Origin of the sequence: Caldisphaera sp. (genome assembly GCF_046536515.1) — an archaeon.
In the GTDB taxonomy this organism is placed as follows: Archaea; Thermoproteota; Thermoprotei_A; order Sulfolobales; family Acidilobaceae; genus Caldisphaera.
Window position 1 is genome coordinate 1 of the sequence record NZ_JAWDMQ010000017.1, and the last position, 16520, is coordinate 16520.

A 16520-nucleotide genomic window follows, 5' to 3' on the forward strand; every position below is an offset into this window, starting at 1 on the left:
GAACTCTCTATCAAAGAGTTTATAGATTTTGTTTAAATTTTTTCTTTTGGGAATAATGAGAATTTTAGAAAGATTCTGCAAATCAAGCAATAAGATAGTATTTTCTAAAATGCTTTATAGTTATTTTATTAATAGAAAAATTTTTATAGTGGTTTGCATATAATTTTTATTAGCAATGGTGAGTTTTATGGGGGACGCAAATAAAAATCTAAGTTCCGGAAGGATTATTGTTATAGCAATATTGATACTTATACCATTTTTTGCTTACTTCTTATACCCAACTTATAATAAGGTAAACCCAACAATTGGTGGATTAACTTTCTTTTATTGGTATCAAACACTATGGCTAGGCATTTCCGGTATACTATATGCAATAGCAGCTTATCTATGGGATAAAAGGTGAACAATAATGGTATTTGGGCTTGAAGGCTGGATAGTGTTTTGGGTATTGTTTGTTGTATTTGTTTTTTTGGGATTTTACGGATCGAGGTGGAGAAAAGGAGATTTAAGTCAGCTTCATGAATGGGCTTTAGCGGGTAGAAAGCTTGGAGTTTTTTTAGTTTGGTTTTTGGTAGGGGCTGATTTATATACGGCTTATACATTTGTAGCAATACCTTCGCTAGAGTATGCCTCTGGAAGTCTTGCATTCTTCGCAGTTCCCTATGTTTCTATTACATTTGCTATAGCAATGCTTTTTATGCCAATTTTATGGGAGAAATCAAGACAAAAAGGTTATATAACAGCTGCCGATTTTGTTCGTGATACTTTCAATAGTGAAACATTAGCTGTGCTTATAGCCTTAACAGGTATAATAGCAGAATTGCCTTATATAGCCTTACAAATAGATGGTATGAGAGCTGTTCTAGCTGTTATGTTGTTTGGTTATTCTGGTGTAAAAGCCGTATCTGAATGGGCATTAATAATCTCGTTCATTATATTAGCTGCATTTGTTTACACTAGCGGATTGAGGGGTGCGACGCTTGGTGCCGTTTTTAAAGATATTTTAATATGGATTTCTGTAATAGCTCTGATTGTAGTAGTTCCATTAAAATATGGCGGTTTTTCTACAGCTTTTGCAGATGCTGCAAAGGCTCACGCTTTTGCATCTGGTCTAGAAACTCTTAAACCTACGTTTGCTTCAGCTTATGTTAGTTTATTTTTAGGAAGTGCTCTTGCTTTGTATTTATATCCACATGCTGTAAATGGGTCTCTAAGTGCAGAAACGAAGTCAAAGTTAAGAATGAGTACAGCCTTATTACCTATATATGGAATTGGTTTAGCTGTACTAGCTTTAATGGGAATCTTGGTTTATTCTGATCCCGGCGCTTTAAATATAACTAAAGTATTATCGGGCTTGGCTTCAATACCAGCCATTGCTGTAACGGCTTTTCCTAATTGGTTTGCTGCAATAATTTTATTGGGTATATTTGTAGGAGGTCTAGTCCCAGCTGCTATAATGGCTATAGCTCAGGCCAATCTATTGACTAGAAATATAATTAAGCCTTTAAAGAAGGATCTTTCTCCGAAAACAGAAACTGAAATATCTAAGTGGGCTTCAGTTGTTTTCAAATTTATTGCTCTAGCGTTTGTATTTTTAACTCCTTTAACTTATGCTGTTCAACTTCAACTCTTAGGTGGTATTATAATATTAACAACATTACCAGCAGTTTTTATAGGCTTACTTACAAGCAAATTAGATAAATATTCGCTAATTGTTGGATGGTTTATTTCATTAATCACATCTATATATTTAGTTCTTTTAACAAACCATTTTAAGACTTTAAGCTCATCATCTTATGTATTGTTTGGCCATCCTATATTTATAGGAATAATAGGTTTAGGCATAAACCTTGCTATAGTTGCTATAGGTACTTTAATTAGATTTGCTATAAAGAAATAAAATGTGTCAGCCCTCACACGGCTCTTCATTAAATCAGGCCGAAATCGGTCATCATCCACTTTTTCAATTATTTTATTATTTTCCAAAGTTTTTTAGCTATAATTTTAGTTCCAGCGCTTATACCATCTAAGACTTTTGGATTTAATTCATATTTCATATTTAACTTCTTGTTTACTTCATGGCTCAAATCTAATCCTAAAAACCATATATGGTAAAGGACTTCTTTCGAACCCATGTATTTTTCTCCTTTTAATAGATCCCCAAAGTAAGGTATCCATTCTAAAGGCTCTCTGCTTCTTCTGATTAGTATTAAAAAACCTCCAACAATTGGACCTATTTCTTGATTTAATCTATAAGTTATATAATTATTTGACACACTTTCATTTTCAATTAAATTCATTTCTTTTAAAACCTTTGCTATATGATTAAAAATTTGTTCTATATTCCTACCTCCTATTTTTATAAGTATTTTTTCTCTTTTTTGTTGTAAATTACTCTTAAATAAAATAAACTCTCCCTTATTTGATTTCCTATATACAATTTTGTAATTGCTACCTTTTTCAAAGCTCATATTTTTCACCTTCTTGATTAGGTTAGAAAAAGGTATTTAAATAAAGATATTTTAATGCTTAAATAATCTAACTTAATTTAAAATAATTTTTTGATTCCTATTAATTCGTCCCATTGAACGCCAAAGGCTAGCAAGAACTGTTCTAATGCTGATCTTATATATTCAATATATTTTGATGTATCGACTTCAGACAGCTTTGCCAATCTAACCGGTTTTACTCCTATCTTATCTTTCGTTTTTATGAATGAGATTACATCTCCTTTAGATATGTTAAGCCCTTCTTTTTTTAACAGCATTGCTGCTTTTACGTGTTGTGGAGTATTTCTTTCATAGTCGCTAAGATCTTTGCTTAACATAACTGTTATCGCAAGCTGGTCTAATGTATACTCTTTTTTCTTTAATTTTTGATATATTTGCTGAATTAAATCTTTAAGTTCATTAAGGGTTTTTTCTACTTCTTCAGGCCCATTAAGTTTTTGTAAAATAGATAAAGCATTTTGAAACTCTAATTTAATAAACTCTGGTGTGTTGCTTTTTTTGGCTATAAGTCCCTTTATTGTAATTTTATTAGAATCATCTATACCAATATAGTTTTTCTTTAATCCGCTGAAAAGGACTATTTTAAATTGTTTATCAATTTCTAAATCAAGCTCATATTTATCTTTGACATATTTGATTATTTCTTCTAGCTTCTCCTTTGGGGGGTCCCATAAGAATAGACTATCGGTATCTCCATATAATATGTGAAGGTTAAGTTCTTTTGATTTATTAAGGGTATCTTTTAATATATTTCTTCCTATAGCTGTAACACTTTCTGCAACAGGGAGGCTGTATAGGCTAAAGGTATCAGTTCCAAAAACTCCATAGCTTGCATTTATATAAACTTTCATAGCTGCCTGTACGGTATCGTACCAAATTCTTTCTTGATCCGATATGTTTTTATCCTTACTTTTCTTTTTATATATATTTACTCTAAAATCTCTCAATAGTCCTACAAGTTCGCTTGAAATGCCTCTTCTGCTCATGCATATTACATGGCCCACTTCTGGGACTTGTATTTTATTGCCGTCGCAATTTTTTGTATTTACTGTTTCATAGCTTAAATTCCAATTTTTTATTATACTAGGATATAGGCTAGCAAAGTCTAAAACCAAAACTTTAAAATAAGCCCCTTGAGGGGGGGATAAAACTATAGCGCCTCTATATTTTTTATCTTTTATTATTGCAGTGCTTCTAGTTTTATCTTGACCTTTTGATATATCCTCTTTATTTGGTATGAGTAAGTTTCTCCTTCTATGCTCCCAATACAATGTACTTTTTATCCATGCGGAAACTTGGGTTCTTGATACTTCTTCTAATCCCATTTTACTTATTCTCATTAAAAGCATGAGCAAGTTCCAAACTAGATTATTTGAAAAAGTTGTCAATGATATCGTTAATATTGCATCTTGCAAATTATAGTTAGCAAGCTCATCTATGCTTATATCATTAATGTTGCTACTTAGTTTAAGTTTCGATGATCCTAAGAGAGACTCTGCAACTGAGTCAAGGCTTTTTTCTCTATATTTGTTATTAAATGCATATGTCTGTAAAGCCTTTATATCGAATAGCTTGTGAAGATCTAGATGTAATGAATTTTGAAAAGTTATGTAGTCTTGATGAAAAACTATTGGTATTTCGTTAGGATTAACGCCTAGCTCTATTAGCCTATTATAGATATATGGTATATCAAAATTATCTCCATTAAATGTTACAATAATTGCGTATTTACTTATTCTTCTCATTGCTTCTAAAATCAACGCCTTTTCGTTGTCAAAAATCTCAATTTCAGCATTAGGCAGGCTTCCTTTAATTTTTGATCCTTCTCTGTTTAAAATTAATAATTGCTTGTTGTTTTTGTTATCAACTAAAGATATGGAAATTATTGGGTAAAAAGATTCATCAGCGTTAGGAAACTTTCCCTCTGGGGTATAAACTTCTATATCTATTGCAACTCTTTCAATATCTGGCGCTTTTTCTTCTAATACAGGCAACCATAAATAAGCAAGTTCCTTTATATTATCTGGAAAGCTCTTATCTATCAAATCTGACATACTTTTATCGATTTTCGCAGCTTTTTTTATCCACTTTTCATTAACATCATAGGGCATTCCTGGTATCAATTGATTGTCATAAATATAATTTAAAAAATATTTTATATCTGCTTCCCAAACGTTAAAACCTTTTTCTTTTAGTGAATTCCTTATATTTTTTACGGATAACGGGTCTTCCATTATTATTTTTGTTAATTTTATATCTGTATTTGTTAATGGATTTTTCTTCGTTACATAAGCATAGTTGCTAAAAGATTTATACTTGCTCAAATCTATAGGAGGTTTATTCCCTTCATCAGGTCTCATATCTGTTAATAAATATGGTTTGTGGCCAGTTTTATCAACCCACTTTTTAATTTTTCCTTCGTTTATATCATAAATTAATGCTACGGCTTTGCCTATATCTCCTTCATATCTTACTTCCAATAGGTATCCAGAAGCGTTGCTATAATATTTGTTTTCTTGGTATAACCACCAATTCGATACTTCATTATAATTTTTATTAGTAATACTAAACTCTTCTTCATTATTTTTTATTTCCTCATGCTTTATTATTTTATTTTCTTCTTTTGGTGTAGTATTTATAACATTGTCTTCTAATTTTAAAGCATTAATTTCAGCATTTTCATTGCTATACATGTAATCTGTCAAGTCTTTAAACTTCCCTATTTTTTTATTTTTGTTAATATTGTTTTCTTTATTGCTATCTTGGGATGAGCTCATCTTTTTCTTTAAGTCTTCCATAAAATCGTCGATATTTCTCTGCTTTTTTGTTACCAGGGCCTGCACCCCTAATATAATAGCTAGTTAGGATTAAAATTGTTTTATTAAATAAAAATTTATTAAATAAAAATTTTCTTATATATTTAAATTTATTTTAGTATTTATCTTTAAGGGCTTAATGTTTTAAATTTTTATAGTAATATTTAGTTTAAAATTAAAGTGAACAAGGTGTAAAGAGTGACGTATATAGGTATTTACAATTTTGTTTGGGTACAGAGTTATGAAGCTGTAGTATATGGGTTAGGTACAATAGTTGCTATAATTCTTTTATATTCTGCATATGTGGGCTATAAAAGGTGGACTTATGGAAATGAAAGAATAAAATATCCCACTCCAGGTTATATAATTAAAAACTTTGTTAAATACGTCATATTTCAATGGAAAATATTAAGGAAAAGGTTTCCAGGGACGATGCATGCATTGATATTTTATGGCATAGGTTGGCTAGCCGTTACAACGACGCTTAGAGCTATTAATGCACATATAATAGTCTTTTTAACAGGCGATACTTTTTATGTTTATAAGCTTCTTGCAAACATAGCAGGTATTATAGCAATTGTAGGAATAGTGATAGCTATAATAAGAAGGTCTCTTAAGTTAACTAAAAATTTACCTCAAGACCCGTACTATTATTTAGTTTTAGGAATGCTTTTAGTAATTTTAATAACTGGATTTCTAGTTGATGGTATAGCAGCAGTTGCATACAGATATACATGGGAGTCTAGCTGGTTTGACCCAATAGGATATCTAGTATTCTTATGGTCAAGAACTGTACCTATATCAGAGCTAGAAGTTATCTATAGGGGTTTATGGCTTTTCCATATGTCTTTGGCAATGTTAGCTATGGCATTAATACCTTATACTAATTTATGGCACATATATCCGGCTGCAGTAAATGTATCTCTAAAAAGGGAAGGTGGTATTCCAGATGGAATTAAACCAGTTATCGATATAGATGAAAAGATAGAAAAAGGGAAGCCTGTAGGTATTGTTAAATTATCAGATACTTCTTGGAAACAAAGAATAGATTATGATTCCTGTACAAGCTGCATGAGATGTACAAATGCATGCCCTGCAAATATATCTGGTAAAATATTGTCACCGAGGGATGTAATTATTAACATGAAAGATATGATGCACAAAGGAATGTGGGATGAAAATATTATAGGAAATAAAGTAATCCAAGTAAATCCTGAAGCTATATGGAGTTGTGTTACTTGCGGTGCTTGCGTTTATGAATGCCCAGTTACTATACATCATTTAGATACCATAATAGATTTAAGAAGAGGTATGATAAGTACAAGTTCTCAAGAAATACCTGAGGATGCGTTAAATGCATTATATAGGTTGCAGCAAAACGGGAATCCAATGGGTATGAACCCTGTTGAAAAAGAGCAGTGGTTTAATGAATTAGCACAGAAATTTGGAGACGATATTATTGCTAAGGAAGGAGAAGAGTATGATTATTTATATTGGATTGGTTGTATCACGAGCTATGATCCAAGAATAAGGCCTGTTGCAGAATCAACAATAAAAATATTGAAAGATGCTGGATATAAAGTCGGGATACCCTTTGAACAGGGTTGTTGTGGAGAACCGGCAAGAAGCATTGGAGATGAAGCTTTATATGTTGAATATGTAAAAATGAACTTAGAGATATTAAGTAAATATAAATTTAAGAAACTTTTGCTTAACTGTCCTCATGGATTTAATAATTTTAAAAATAATTATAAGAAATACAAGAGTTTGTTACTTAAGGATGAGTCAACAAAGGGTTATGCAGATTTGTTAGAAAAGCTAGAAGTTGAACATCATAGTGTAGTTTTATCGAAGCTAGTTAAGGAAGGGAAAATAAAGCCAAATAAAGAGCTAAATTATGCATTAACTTATCACGATCCTTGTTACTTAGGAAGATGGAACGGAATTTATAATGAACCAAGGGAAGTAATTAATAATGTTAATGGGCTTAGAATTAAAGAAATGCCTAGAAACAGAGAAAATAGCTTTTGTTGTGGAGGTGGAGGCGGTCAATTATTCTATGAAATTAAAAGAGGGGAAAGGATATCAACGATGAGGGCAGAAGAAGCTTCAAAAACTTTAGGAGAATCCAATAATAAAGTTGTTGCTGTTGCATGTCCATTCTGCAACACTATGTTTAGAGGGGAATCAGGAAAGTTTGGGTTCAATGTTAAGGATATTGCAGAAATTCTAAATGAGTCCTTAGAAAACAAATAATTTTTATTGATTATGCTTTTTAACCTTTATTATTATCATTCCATTCTTTTTAGTGACTTTTGCAGACTTTGGATCTATTAAATAAGGTAGGGGGTAAACTCCTTTATATTTATTAATTTTCTTTGCCCAATACGCCTGGCCAAATGCATTTTTTGCAACCTCCTCTTTTATTTGTGCATCGATTGTTATTTTATCGGGTAAAAGTTCTATATCTATTGTGTTGGGATCGCTTCCTGGAAGATCAATTGTTATAAGAAGTTCGTTATTAAAATCGTGCATACTTATTATTGGAGTTAAATAGCCTTGAGACGCTTCATTAAATCTTTCATTAAAGAGTTGGCTTGGGCTTAAAGAAATTTCTAGGTCGTTTAGTAAACTTTCAAACCAAGCATCTATTTCATCGGTTTCTTTCATAACATCTTTTAGCATTTTTAGCATTTTCTTTCTAATGTTTTCAAAATAATCATATGACAACTGTAACACCCCTTTCAGCTATATATTAGGGGTGTTCTGTACTCATATCCCTTTCCTACTTTAGCCAAAACATCGTTTGTTTCTTTAGCTAAGCCCTGTAACCTAAGCCTTAATGTTTCAGCTTCTTGTAATAATTGTGAAACGTCTATTTTTATGTTTATTATATAGGATATTATTTTAACTATCTCGGCTGCTGCCTCAGGGTCTGGTATTTCAGTAAAGGCATCAGATAATAATAATAGATTATTGACTTTTCTCCTAACAGATTCTTTTAATATAATAGCGTACGGCCCAACTATTATGCCGTCTGGAAAAGGCTTTAAATCGTTTTGAATAGGCTCTATTAATTTTAGAGACTCTTGGGTTGTAGTTAGATAATACACATTTGGTTTATCAATCTCTGCTCTCGAAGGATTTCCTATACCGCTTATACTTATTATATGATCTATTCCTCTTTTTCTAGAAAATTCAACAATAGCCGATGCTAGTGGAACTATACCCGAAGGAACTGGTGGGACATCAGTAATTAGAACAGATACTTCCCCGTTAGAATATATTCTCATAGGATATTTTATTGATGATCCTTGGATTATGGCTGCAGGAGGTATGTAACCATAACTCTCTATTCCTAAAACATCTGAAAGCTTTAATGATCTAACTATATGACTTGCTGCTATTGGTCCAACTATACCTGCATCAGGTAAACCAAGTATCAGGTATTTCGGCCTACCAAACTCTCCATATTCTATAAATTGATACCCTAAAATTTCTTCTTCTAATGAATAGCTCAACTTCTTACACCTTAATTATATAGTAAAAAGCGTAGATTAAATTTGTTATATATCATACTTCTATGAGGACCATATAATTCAATATAAAATATACTAAAAAATTTTTATACTGATATAAAGACACGAGATAAATGTTGCAGGTGGTTAGGTATGACTTTGAGAGTATGGATTGAGCCTAGGGATAATTGCATAGCTGATATGGTGTGTGTAAGTCTTTGCGGAGACGTATTTGAGATGTCAGACGTAGATGGAAAATCAAATGTAATTGGAAAGTGGAGGAAAGATCCAAACAATGTAAACGAAGGATTTGTTCCCGATGATTTTAAGGATTGCGTAGAAGCTTCTGTTCAAAGTTGTCCAACACAAATAATACACGTAGAACCGGCTTAAGCTAAATAGAAAAAATTAAATTATTTTTAAAGATTTATATACATATACATTTCGTATGGATTTGGCATCATCCTTATTGTATCGCTTTCCTTCCTTTTAATTTCTATATAGTCATTAATAAGCTCTTTACTAAAGATTGGCTGGAGATATTCGTTATCGCTTTCTAGTTCATCTAAAGCCTCGTCTAAACTCTTTGGTAAAACGCTTACATTTTCTGAAAGCTTATCTTTAGGTATTTCATACACATCCATTTCATATGGTTCTCCAGGATCAATCTTCTTTTTAATGCCATCAATTCCTGCTAGTAATGTAGCTGATAATGCAAAGTACGGGTTGCACGTTGGGTCAGGACTTCTGAATTCAATCCTTGTTAGTTTACTTCTTCCCCCAGTAGCTGGAATTCTTATAGCAGCACTCCTATTACTATGGCCCCAAACCAAATAAACAGGAGCCTCGTATCCTGGGACAAGCCTATGATAACTATTTGTAGTAGGAGCAACAATTGCAGCTAAGCTTTTTCCATGATATAGAATACCTCCAATAAAATACCTGGCTAATTGCGACAAGTTGTTTGATGATTCATCAAAGAACAAATTTTTCTTCATATCCAAGTCCCAAAGGCTTAAATGAAAATGAAGGCCACTTCCATTATCTCCAAATAATGGTTTTGGCATAAATACAGGTATTAGCCCATTTTCTAAGGCTATATTTCTTGCAACATATTTAAATGTTATTACTTCATCAGCTACAAATAATGGATCTCCAGCTTTAACGCTTATTTCATTTTGAGAAACAGCAACTTCATGGTGAGAAGCCTCAAAGCCGTAACCCATTTTATTAAATGAATTTATTATTTTTTCTCTTACATCAGCAAGTTTATCGTTTGGCTGGGAAAAATGGTAGGCTTTTTTTGTCCTCAACGATAAAGTATCATTATCCCATGGTTGTTCAACCGAACTTAAACTATAACCAATACCTTTTATTGGGTTCTCAACATTTATTTTAACTGAGCTAAATAGGAAGAACTCAACTTCTGTTCCAACTAAAGGTGAAAAACCTTGTTCTTTTATATAGTTTGTCACTAAGCTAGCTATATATCTTGGATCTTTATCGTATCTTTTGCCATATGAATTATATATCTCTGTTAAAACTCTTGATTTCTTTTCGTTCCATGGAAGTATTGAAAAGGTTTTTTCATCAGCTTTAAGAAACATGTCGCTTTTGTTTATAGGTTCAAATCCTTCTACGCTACTTCCATCAAATGCACCAACAAAATTCGGTAGCTTTTCTATATATGATTTATAGGGAACTGTTACTGATCTTAAAAAACCTGTTAAATCTATATATTGCAAATCCACAAATTCTATGCCTGCCGCACTCAAACGCTTTCACAGGCAAGATAAAGTTTATTTTATAGGTTAATAAATTTTTCCACTTTAATCACTCTTTTTTAACATAAATACATATATACAGAGATACTATTTTTATTTATTAACTGTATACATATTTAAACTGTTGCTTACTATATTAACACGGTGAGCATTTTTGACTGAAATAGAAGATATGGAAGATAGTAATAAACTAGTTATGAGGAAGGTTCAAAAGTTGGGTACTTCTTCCATGATAATTACAATTCCTAGATCATGGGCTAGGAAGCACAGGATTAGTGTTGGAAGTCTAGTTTCAGTCTATGAGGATGGCGATAGGTTAATTATTTCACCTAATGAGGATGGATCAATTTTAAAGGCATCTTTTTCTACTCAGCATAATAATGTATGTAAACATGCCGGTAGAATAGTTTTATGCTCTTATATTTCTGGTTTAGATTCGATAGTTTTATATTCAAATAGACCGTTTAGGAATGACGTATTGGAAAAGGTAAGCCAGGTTGCTGAAAAGCTTTCTTTTACTGAATCAGGTTTACTGAGTGAATATGAATTTGCTATTAATTTCAAAGATAGGCCCGTAAGCGTTGTGGACACGCTATTAATTTATGGGAGGAGCTTAAGTTCTTTATTATCAAAATTAACAATGCATTTAGATGGGGCAAAAGTTTTATATGGAGAAATAGAGTCAAACTATGAAGAAATGAAATCTTATAGCTATAAGTTGTTAAGAATAGCAAGCAAGGGTCATGGGCAAGGCTTAAACGATGAGCATGTAAATAGGTTATTATCAGCTGCAGTTGGTTTATTAATATTAGCTAACGATTCTTTATATAGGCTAGCTCTTGATTTAGTCAACCTTTCAGACTATCTGGATCAAGATGAGAAGGAAAGGATTAAGTTTTTATTGCAGCTTTTAGAGGTTTCCATAGTTACTTCTACATCAAGCATTAATCCTCCAAGCATAAAGAAAGAAGAGGAAGCTTACTGGAAACTCAAAACTATTTTAGGTTTAGAAGATGGTTTGAAGGAAATAATTGAAAATACATCGGGTGTTTTTGGATATTTATTATCATCTATAATAAATATAGCGAGAATAGTAAATAATGTTGAAGAAACTTTACTATGTTATTCTATATTTGAAAAATATTCTGAATAATTTTTATTTATAAATATTTTTAATCATTATATATTCAGAGCTTAGCAGATAATAATTATAAAGGATTAGCGCATTATTTAGGGTTGTAACATCACCAAGCGTTGGTTTTCCACCATTAGATAAATTATTAATAATATTGTTAACAGAATTAACAATGCTTATTGCATTTGTAATGTTAGAAGTAAAATTACTTGGCAAGTTCATTAGCTTTCCATTAAATAAAATTTGATTTAAGGCTAGATAAGTTATGTTTATATAGGTTTTTGCTAGAGTTAAGTTATAACTACCTGTCTTATTTTGTATTGCACCAAATGTTAAATTAACAGCAGTGCTAAAAGAATACTTGGCTATTTTATATTCTGTTAAACTATTATTTATAAGAGAAAGCTTGTCTTTTGTCATTTCTATAACCAGTGTTTTATTATATAATGATAGCAAAGTTGTAGTAACATTTAATAGTTTTTTCGTTGCATTAAGCTCCGTTTGGTAGTAATTTATTGCTTTAGAGGCATTATTAATTAATGCTAGAGATTGATTTAGATTTTCTTTATATTTGTTTAATGAATTATTGGTTTGATAATATGAAATAACCCAAAGGATGTTTGTTAGTATTAGCCCTATTGTTAATATAATTATTAAATATCTTGATTTCTTTTCCATAAAATTACACCCTCTATTCCTCACTATTTTTGAGAAGAAAGTAAGTTTTAAAGCTAATAGAATTATAATTTCTTCATGTTAAAAATAGTGGCAAACTTCCCTTTTTTAGCTAAGTAGGTTTTAATCATAAAAAATTAAATAAAGCGCATCATTCTAATACCGAATCCGTTTTTTACAACTCGCCCTTTAGAGCGGGGAGGATGGTCAGATTAATAAAAATCATTTTATCTGTAACTATAAATTGATGTCTATTCATGCTTGTGTAGGCTATTTTTAAAAGAGTAAAAGTTATATTAGATATGTAAGCTTTGTGCATTTGTGCTTAAAGCAGTCTCATGGCACAATTACCGTTTGTAGGTGACTGAAAGCTAAGTCCCTACACTTGGTCATGAATAAAAATGATTGAAATGAAAGTGTAGGACAAATGGTCTATTTAGTAAAAGAATAATAGCGCGCTGTTTGGGCGCTTCAGCACTTGTGAGCGTCAGGTCGCCTGGAGCATCTCAGGTTGCATGGGACTTGCTTGTTTAGGGCCCGTAAGGATCTTGGCAACCTTTTCTATACAAATTTGTGTAGAAACCTGTTAACAAGGCCGTCAGCGACTTAGGTGCAAAGGCCTTCTCATCACAGCCTTCAACTATAAACATGAACCCGCCGCTTATATGCTTACAGTGGTACATGTCCCCATAGCAGCAAAGCGTTTATGGCCTAGCGGTGTACCATTTAAGAGTTTCCTATCAGCAGGTGCTAGCTAAGGCTGAACATCTTCTTAATATTAATGGTTATGAGGTTTAAAGTGCTCCTTATTCTACTCTAAGTTTTACTACGTAGGCGGCATAAAGCTTCCTCCGTTAAGTGTAACATGGGTCTTCACGTACTCAGCGTGGCTCCAGGCGAGAGGCATGACTGAGAGCGGGGTAGAGCCAAAGGGACTCACCTGCTCAGGTAGCATGCCAGTTGGCGACGCTATGCTGTTAACCCATGACAGTAGCTGCTTTGCAGCATTAGGGTTGCCCTGCAGTATGTAGGCCTGTGCAAGCCAGAGGGTAGTGATAATCCATGGGTTGCCAGTTATGCCAGCGTAGTTGGCGTTGATTCTTTGATAATAGTCATTCTCATATCTTGCAAGGCCTCCTACACTGTTGACCCACAATTTATCCTTCACTACTTTCACGGTGCTGTCAAACATGGGATCCGAGGGTTCTACGAGGCCAAACAGGCCAGCCGCAAGGGTAGATGAGTCCACGGTCTTATCAACGTCGACGACCTTCTCCTTGTCTATTGTTATCATCCTGTAAAAGTAGCCTCCATCCTTGTTAAACATATGCTCTCTGAAACCGTTCTGAAAGACCTTGGCTAAACGCCTCCACTTATCCTCCTTACTCCACACGCCAAGCCTCCTAGCTATGTCTGCAGCGCTCTTCATGGCAGCGTAAAGGGCAGCAACGGTGTATGCGTGAACTCCTAACCTCTCTTCCCAGAGATCGTAGCTCATCAGGGGCAAGGACAGTTTCTCATTAATGAAACTTGCCATGAAATCTGCTGCTCTCTCTAAATTCTCATAAACTTCACGTAACAGGAAGTAATCATTAGATCTTACTACATGATACCAAAAACCGTAGACCGCTAGAGCAATCTCATCTTCCTGTATGTTCTTGCTGATCTCTGTTTCAGAGGTCCACGGGTGCCACGTGCTCCCGAAGGTACCATCAGCATTATATTTCTGGTAAAGGTAGCCTTCAGGGGTCATTAATTCAGTAAACAGCTTCTCATAGAACCTCCTGGTGAAGGACCAGTAGCCCATGGAGTCAAGGGCTATAGCTACGTGAACGGCGTCCCTTGGCCATGTATATGCATATGTATCAAGGTTAAACTTAAGTATGCTCGTATCCAGCGAGGCAGGCACCTCACCGCTATTACCCATGTGGCCGAGAAGTACGGCTATACTTTGTTTCAAGATTTTTGCATCCTTGAAAGTCTCGGTAAGAATGCTCCAGTACTTGCTATCACGCTCAAAGTGCTCGCCAGGCTTGGTTCTTAGGTCTTTCACGGACTCCACAAGGTCATTGTAGCTCTTCCCAGCAACTATGTAGAGATAAAAGTCCTTGGCAGCTATAGAGATGGCGCTGTCAGCAGAGCCCTGGGCTATTGGGTTTTTATCAAGTGTACCATCCTGGCAGTCCTTAAGAACGCCACCTTGGTCTCTCCTTCCAGTAGTATACTCGTAAAGCTTATGTGACGAGGTGACCGCGAACCAGGTACTTCCCTTGTAATGGATGACAGCGTCAAGATGTGGGTCATAGAGCGCCGTGTCGCCGAGCTCGCTGTTGTTAAGCCTGAAGTCATTGTATTGTATGAATCTAAAGAGCCCTTCACCTCTTATGCTTACCTTAGTTATTATTGCCGGCCTCGTTTGAGAAGCCAACGAAGTAAGCTCTACAGTTCCATCACTTAATCCAAAAATGGCCCTGGCTATCAGGTTGTCCATTTCAATGGACTTGTCTACGTTCTCAAGCCATATCATTTGGCCGTCTTTCCACAGGCCTATCTTAAAGACACCATTCACCGAGTGGTTATGATGCTGGTCAAGCATAGGATAGTAAATGCTCCTTATGTAAAAGTTGCCATCATAGAGCGCTGCTATGGTTCCGTTGCTAACCATTGCAAGTCTTGCCATCTTCGTTCGCCATAAATTTAGATCGGTGCCAATGTATTTAAACCCGACTTGTATAGCTAAGGAAAGGCCTTTTCACCCTTATAAAGACACACGCTTGTACGAGATAGCCTACCTACATTACATTGCGTGATAAAGAAACAACAAACCTCACCCCTAGAAGGGGCGGGGTAAAGTTTTTAAATCAAAAATACTATTTCTATTTGAGATGCCTTTAGATGCCTTTGTCTGGTCAACTCTTAAAGCATGAGGAGCGGGAGCCGATTTCTCCCGCAATATCGGCTTGGGGGATAATAGAGTAGCACCCGTAAAAGGGGTGTAACCCTTGAGACCTCGGAAACTCGCCCTTCAGGGCGGGGAGGAGGTTAGTTAAAATTATAAGCATATAATAAGTTATTTTCAGTTCAATCCGAGCAAAAAGCTTTTATATTACTAACAATTTCTAAGAATAAACAGCACAAGAAAAGTTTGGGGATAAAATATGGTATGCGAAGGTTCACCCGAGGTTAGAGTTGGTAAAAAGCCTGTTATGAACTATGTGTTAGCCGTTTTGACAACACTAATGGAACAAAATGTCAGCGCTGTTGTAGTAAAAGCAAGAGGAAGGAACATAACTAAGGCTGTTGATACAGTAGAAATTGTTAGGAGCAGATTTGCAAAAAATGTCAAGGTCAAAAACATTGATGTTGGCAGTCATGAAATAACTGTTAATGATCCACAGACAAACCAACAAAGAACTAGAAGAGTGAGCAGTATAGAAATTTGCCTTGGCAAGGAGTAGGCTAATACAAAAATATTAATGTTTTTTAAAGTTTCAGCATTTTCTTAATTGTTCTTAATATAATATCATACGTGTCATCTATGCTTAAATTTGTTGTATCAATTATTAAGTCAAAAATTGAAAGGTCCTTTATGTCTATTCCATAATATTCTTTAAATCTCCTATAATGAGTATATTCTCTATATATAGCCTCCTCTATAGAATAATTTATGTCTTTATTGTCTCTTAGCTGTAATCTCTCAATTCTGTTTCTTATATCTGCCTTAACATATATAGATATGGTTGATATATCTTTTAATATCCAAGCCGCCAAATGAGAATCTATAACAATGCAGCCTTTTTTTGCCTCTTCAAGTGTTTTTTTATCTATTTTCAAGTCTATTTCAGGATTATTTTGAGCAATTTTATTTAATTCTATTAAATCTAAATTCAGTTCTTTAGCTAAATCCCTAAAAGACTGACCGCTAGTATAATACCTTAGGTTTAAATCATTTGCAAGCCTTTTTGCATAAGTAGATTTTCCAGATCCAGGAGGACCTGATACAATAATTATAGGTTTAATTTTTTTACACAGATCTTCTTTATCCTCTTCCATCATTATTTCTCACTTCTTTGTTTTTACTA

Annotated in this window: 14 protein-coding genes; 6 read left to right on the top strand and 8 right to left on the bottom strand. The window is 33.8% G+C overall.

The features are described 5' to 3' along the window. Window positions 1-187: 187 nt before the first annotated feature. Window positions 188-403, top strand: coding sequence for a DUF3311 domain-containing protein (locus tag RXO53_RS03870; RefSeq protein WP_410712944.1), 216 nt, complete (start codon window positions 188-190; stop codon window positions 401-403). Between the two features lie 6 nt (window positions 404-409). Continuing rightward, complete coding sequence (locus RXO53_RS03875) at window positions 410-1900, top strand: sodium:solute symporter family protein (RefSeq protein WP_410712945.1); 1491 nt, start codon at window positions 410-412, stop codon at window positions 1898-1900. A 67-nt stretch (window positions 1901-1967) separates the two neighbouring features. Here the strand turns inward: RXO53_RS03875 and RXO53_RS03880 are convergent, their stop codons facing one another. Next, on the bottom strand, window positions 1968-2471 hold the full coding sequence (locus RXO53_RS03880; RefSeq protein ID WP_410712946.1) for a hypothetical protein: 504 nt from the start codon (window positions 2469-2471) through the stop codon (window positions 1968-1970). A gap of 77 nt (window positions 2472-2548) precedes the next feature. Then, window positions 2549-5353: a DNA-directed DNA polymerase I gene (locus RXO53_RS03885; protein ID WP_410712947.1), complete on the bottom strand. Its 2805-nt coding sequence runs from the start codon at window positions 5351-5353 to the stop codon at window positions 2549-2551. 171 nt (window positions 5354-5524) lie between these two features. On the opposite strand from RXO53_RS03885, the gene RXO53_RS03890 reads away from it, so the two are divergent. Further along, window positions 5525-7582 carry a heterodisulfide reductase-related iron-sulfur binding cluster gene (locus tag RXO53_RS03890; protein WP_410712948.1) on the top strand — a complete coding sequence of 686 codons (2058 nt, stop codon included), beginning with the start codon at window positions 5525-5527 and terminating at the stop codon, window positions 7580-7582. 3 nt (window positions 7583-7585) lie between these two features. Here RXO53_RS03890 and RXO53_RS03895 read toward each other — a convergent pair whose 3' ends face one another. Together RXO53_RS03895 and RXO53_RS03900 are read right to left on the bottom strand one after the other, a co-directional pair. Then, window positions 7586-8056: an Hsp20/alpha crystallin family protein gene (locus RXO53_RS03895; RefSeq protein ID WP_410712949.1), complete on the bottom strand. Its 471-nt coding sequence runs from the start codon at window positions 8054-8056 to the stop codon at window positions 7586-7588. A gap of 14 nt (window positions 8057-8070) precedes the next feature. Next, the gene (locus tag RXO53_RS03900; protein ID WP_410712950.1) at window positions 8071-8847 is read right to left on the bottom strand and encodes a proteasome assembly chaperone family protein; all 777 of its coding nucleotides are present in this window, start codon (window positions 8845-8847) and stop codon (window positions 8071-8073) included. Between the two features lie 150 nt (window positions 8848-8997). Between RXO53_RS03900 and RXO53_RS03905 the strand changes: the two genes are divergently transcribed. After that, a complete protein-coding gene (locus RXO53_RS03905) occupies window positions 8998-9237 on the top strand; it encodes a ferredoxin (protein WP_410712951.1) in 240 nt (79 codons plus the stop codon). Window positions 9238-9263: 26 nt separating this feature from the next. On the opposite strand, the gene glnA is transcribed toward RXO53_RS03905, so the two are convergent. Next, a complete protein-coding gene (gene glnA, locus RXO53_RS03910) occupies window positions 9264-10619 on the bottom strand; it encodes a type I glutamate--ammonia ligase (RefSeq protein ID WP_410712952.1) in 1356 nt (451 codons plus the stop codon). A 163-nt stretch (window positions 10620-10782) separates the two neighbouring features. On the opposite strand from glnA, the gene RXO53_RS03915 reads away from it, so the two are divergent. Further along, window positions 10783-11781, top strand: coding sequence for an AbrB/MazE/SpoVT family DNA-binding domain-containing protein (locus RXO53_RS03915; protein WP_410712953.1), 999 nt, complete (start codon window positions 10783-10785; stop codon window positions 11779-11781). Window positions 11782-11784: 3 nt separating this feature from the next. Here the strand turns inward: RXO53_RS03915 and RXO53_RS03920 are convergent, their stop codons facing one another. After that, complete coding sequence (locus RXO53_RS03920) at window positions 11785-12441, bottom strand: hypothetical protein (RefSeq protein ID WP_410712954.1); 657 nt, start codon at window positions 12439-12441, stop codon at window positions 11785-11787. 823 nt (window positions 12442-13264) lie between these two features. Next, a complete protein-coding gene (locus RXO53_RS03925; RefSeq protein WP_410712955.1) occupies window positions 13265-15118 on the bottom strand; it encodes a glycoside hydrolase family 15 protein in 1854 nt (617 codons plus the stop codon). 478 nt (window positions 15119-15596) lie between these two features. On the opposite strand from RXO53_RS03925, the gene albA reads away from it, so the two are divergent. Then, on the top strand, window positions 15597-15896 hold the full coding sequence (gene albA, locus RXO53_RS03930; RefSeq protein ID WP_292318994.1) for a DNA-binding protein Alba: 300 nt from the start codon (window positions 15597-15599) through the stop codon (window positions 15894-15896). Window positions 15897-15921: 25 nt separating this feature from the next. Here albA and cmk read toward each other — a convergent pair whose 3' ends face one another. Continuing rightward, window positions 15922-16494: a (d)CMP kinase gene (gene cmk / locus RXO53_RS03935; RefSeq protein ID WP_410712956.1), complete on the bottom strand. Its 573-nt coding sequence runs from the start codon at window positions 16492-16494 to the stop codon at window positions 15922-15924. Window positions 16495-16520 lie beyond the last annotated feature (26 nt).

Coding starts and splice junctions, on each gene's coding strand:
- RXO53_RS03870 (WP_410712944.1), top strand. CDS start 188: ATGGGGGACGCAAATAAAAATCTAAGTTCCGGAAGGATTATTGTTATA.
- RXO53_RS03875 (WP_410712945.1), top strand. CDS start 410: ATGGTATTTGGGCTTGAAGGCTGGATAGTGTTTTGGGTATTGTTTGTT.
- RXO53_RS03880 (WP_410712946.1), bottom strand. CDS start 2,471: ATGAGCTTTGAAAAAGGTAGCAATTACAAAATTGTATATAGGAAATCA.
- RXO53_RS03905 (WP_410712951.1), top strand. CDS start 8,998: ATGACTTTGAGAGTATGGATTGAGCCTAGGGATAATTGCATAGCTGAT.
- RXO53_RS03920 (WP_410712954.1), bottom strand. CDS start 12,441: ATGGAAAAGAAATCAAGATATTTAATAATTATATTAACAATAGGGCTA.
- RXO53_RS03925 (WP_410712955.1), bottom strand. CDS start 15,118: ATGGCAAGACTTGCAATGGTTAGCAACGGAACCATAGCAGCGCTCTAT.
- albA (WP_292318994.1), top strand. CDS start 15,597: ATGGTATGCGAAGGTTCACCCGAGGTTAGAGTTGGTAAAAAGCCTGTT.
- cmk (WP_410712956.1), bottom strand. CDS start 16,494: ATGATGGAAGAGGATAAAGAAGATCTGTGTAAAAAAATTAAACCTATA.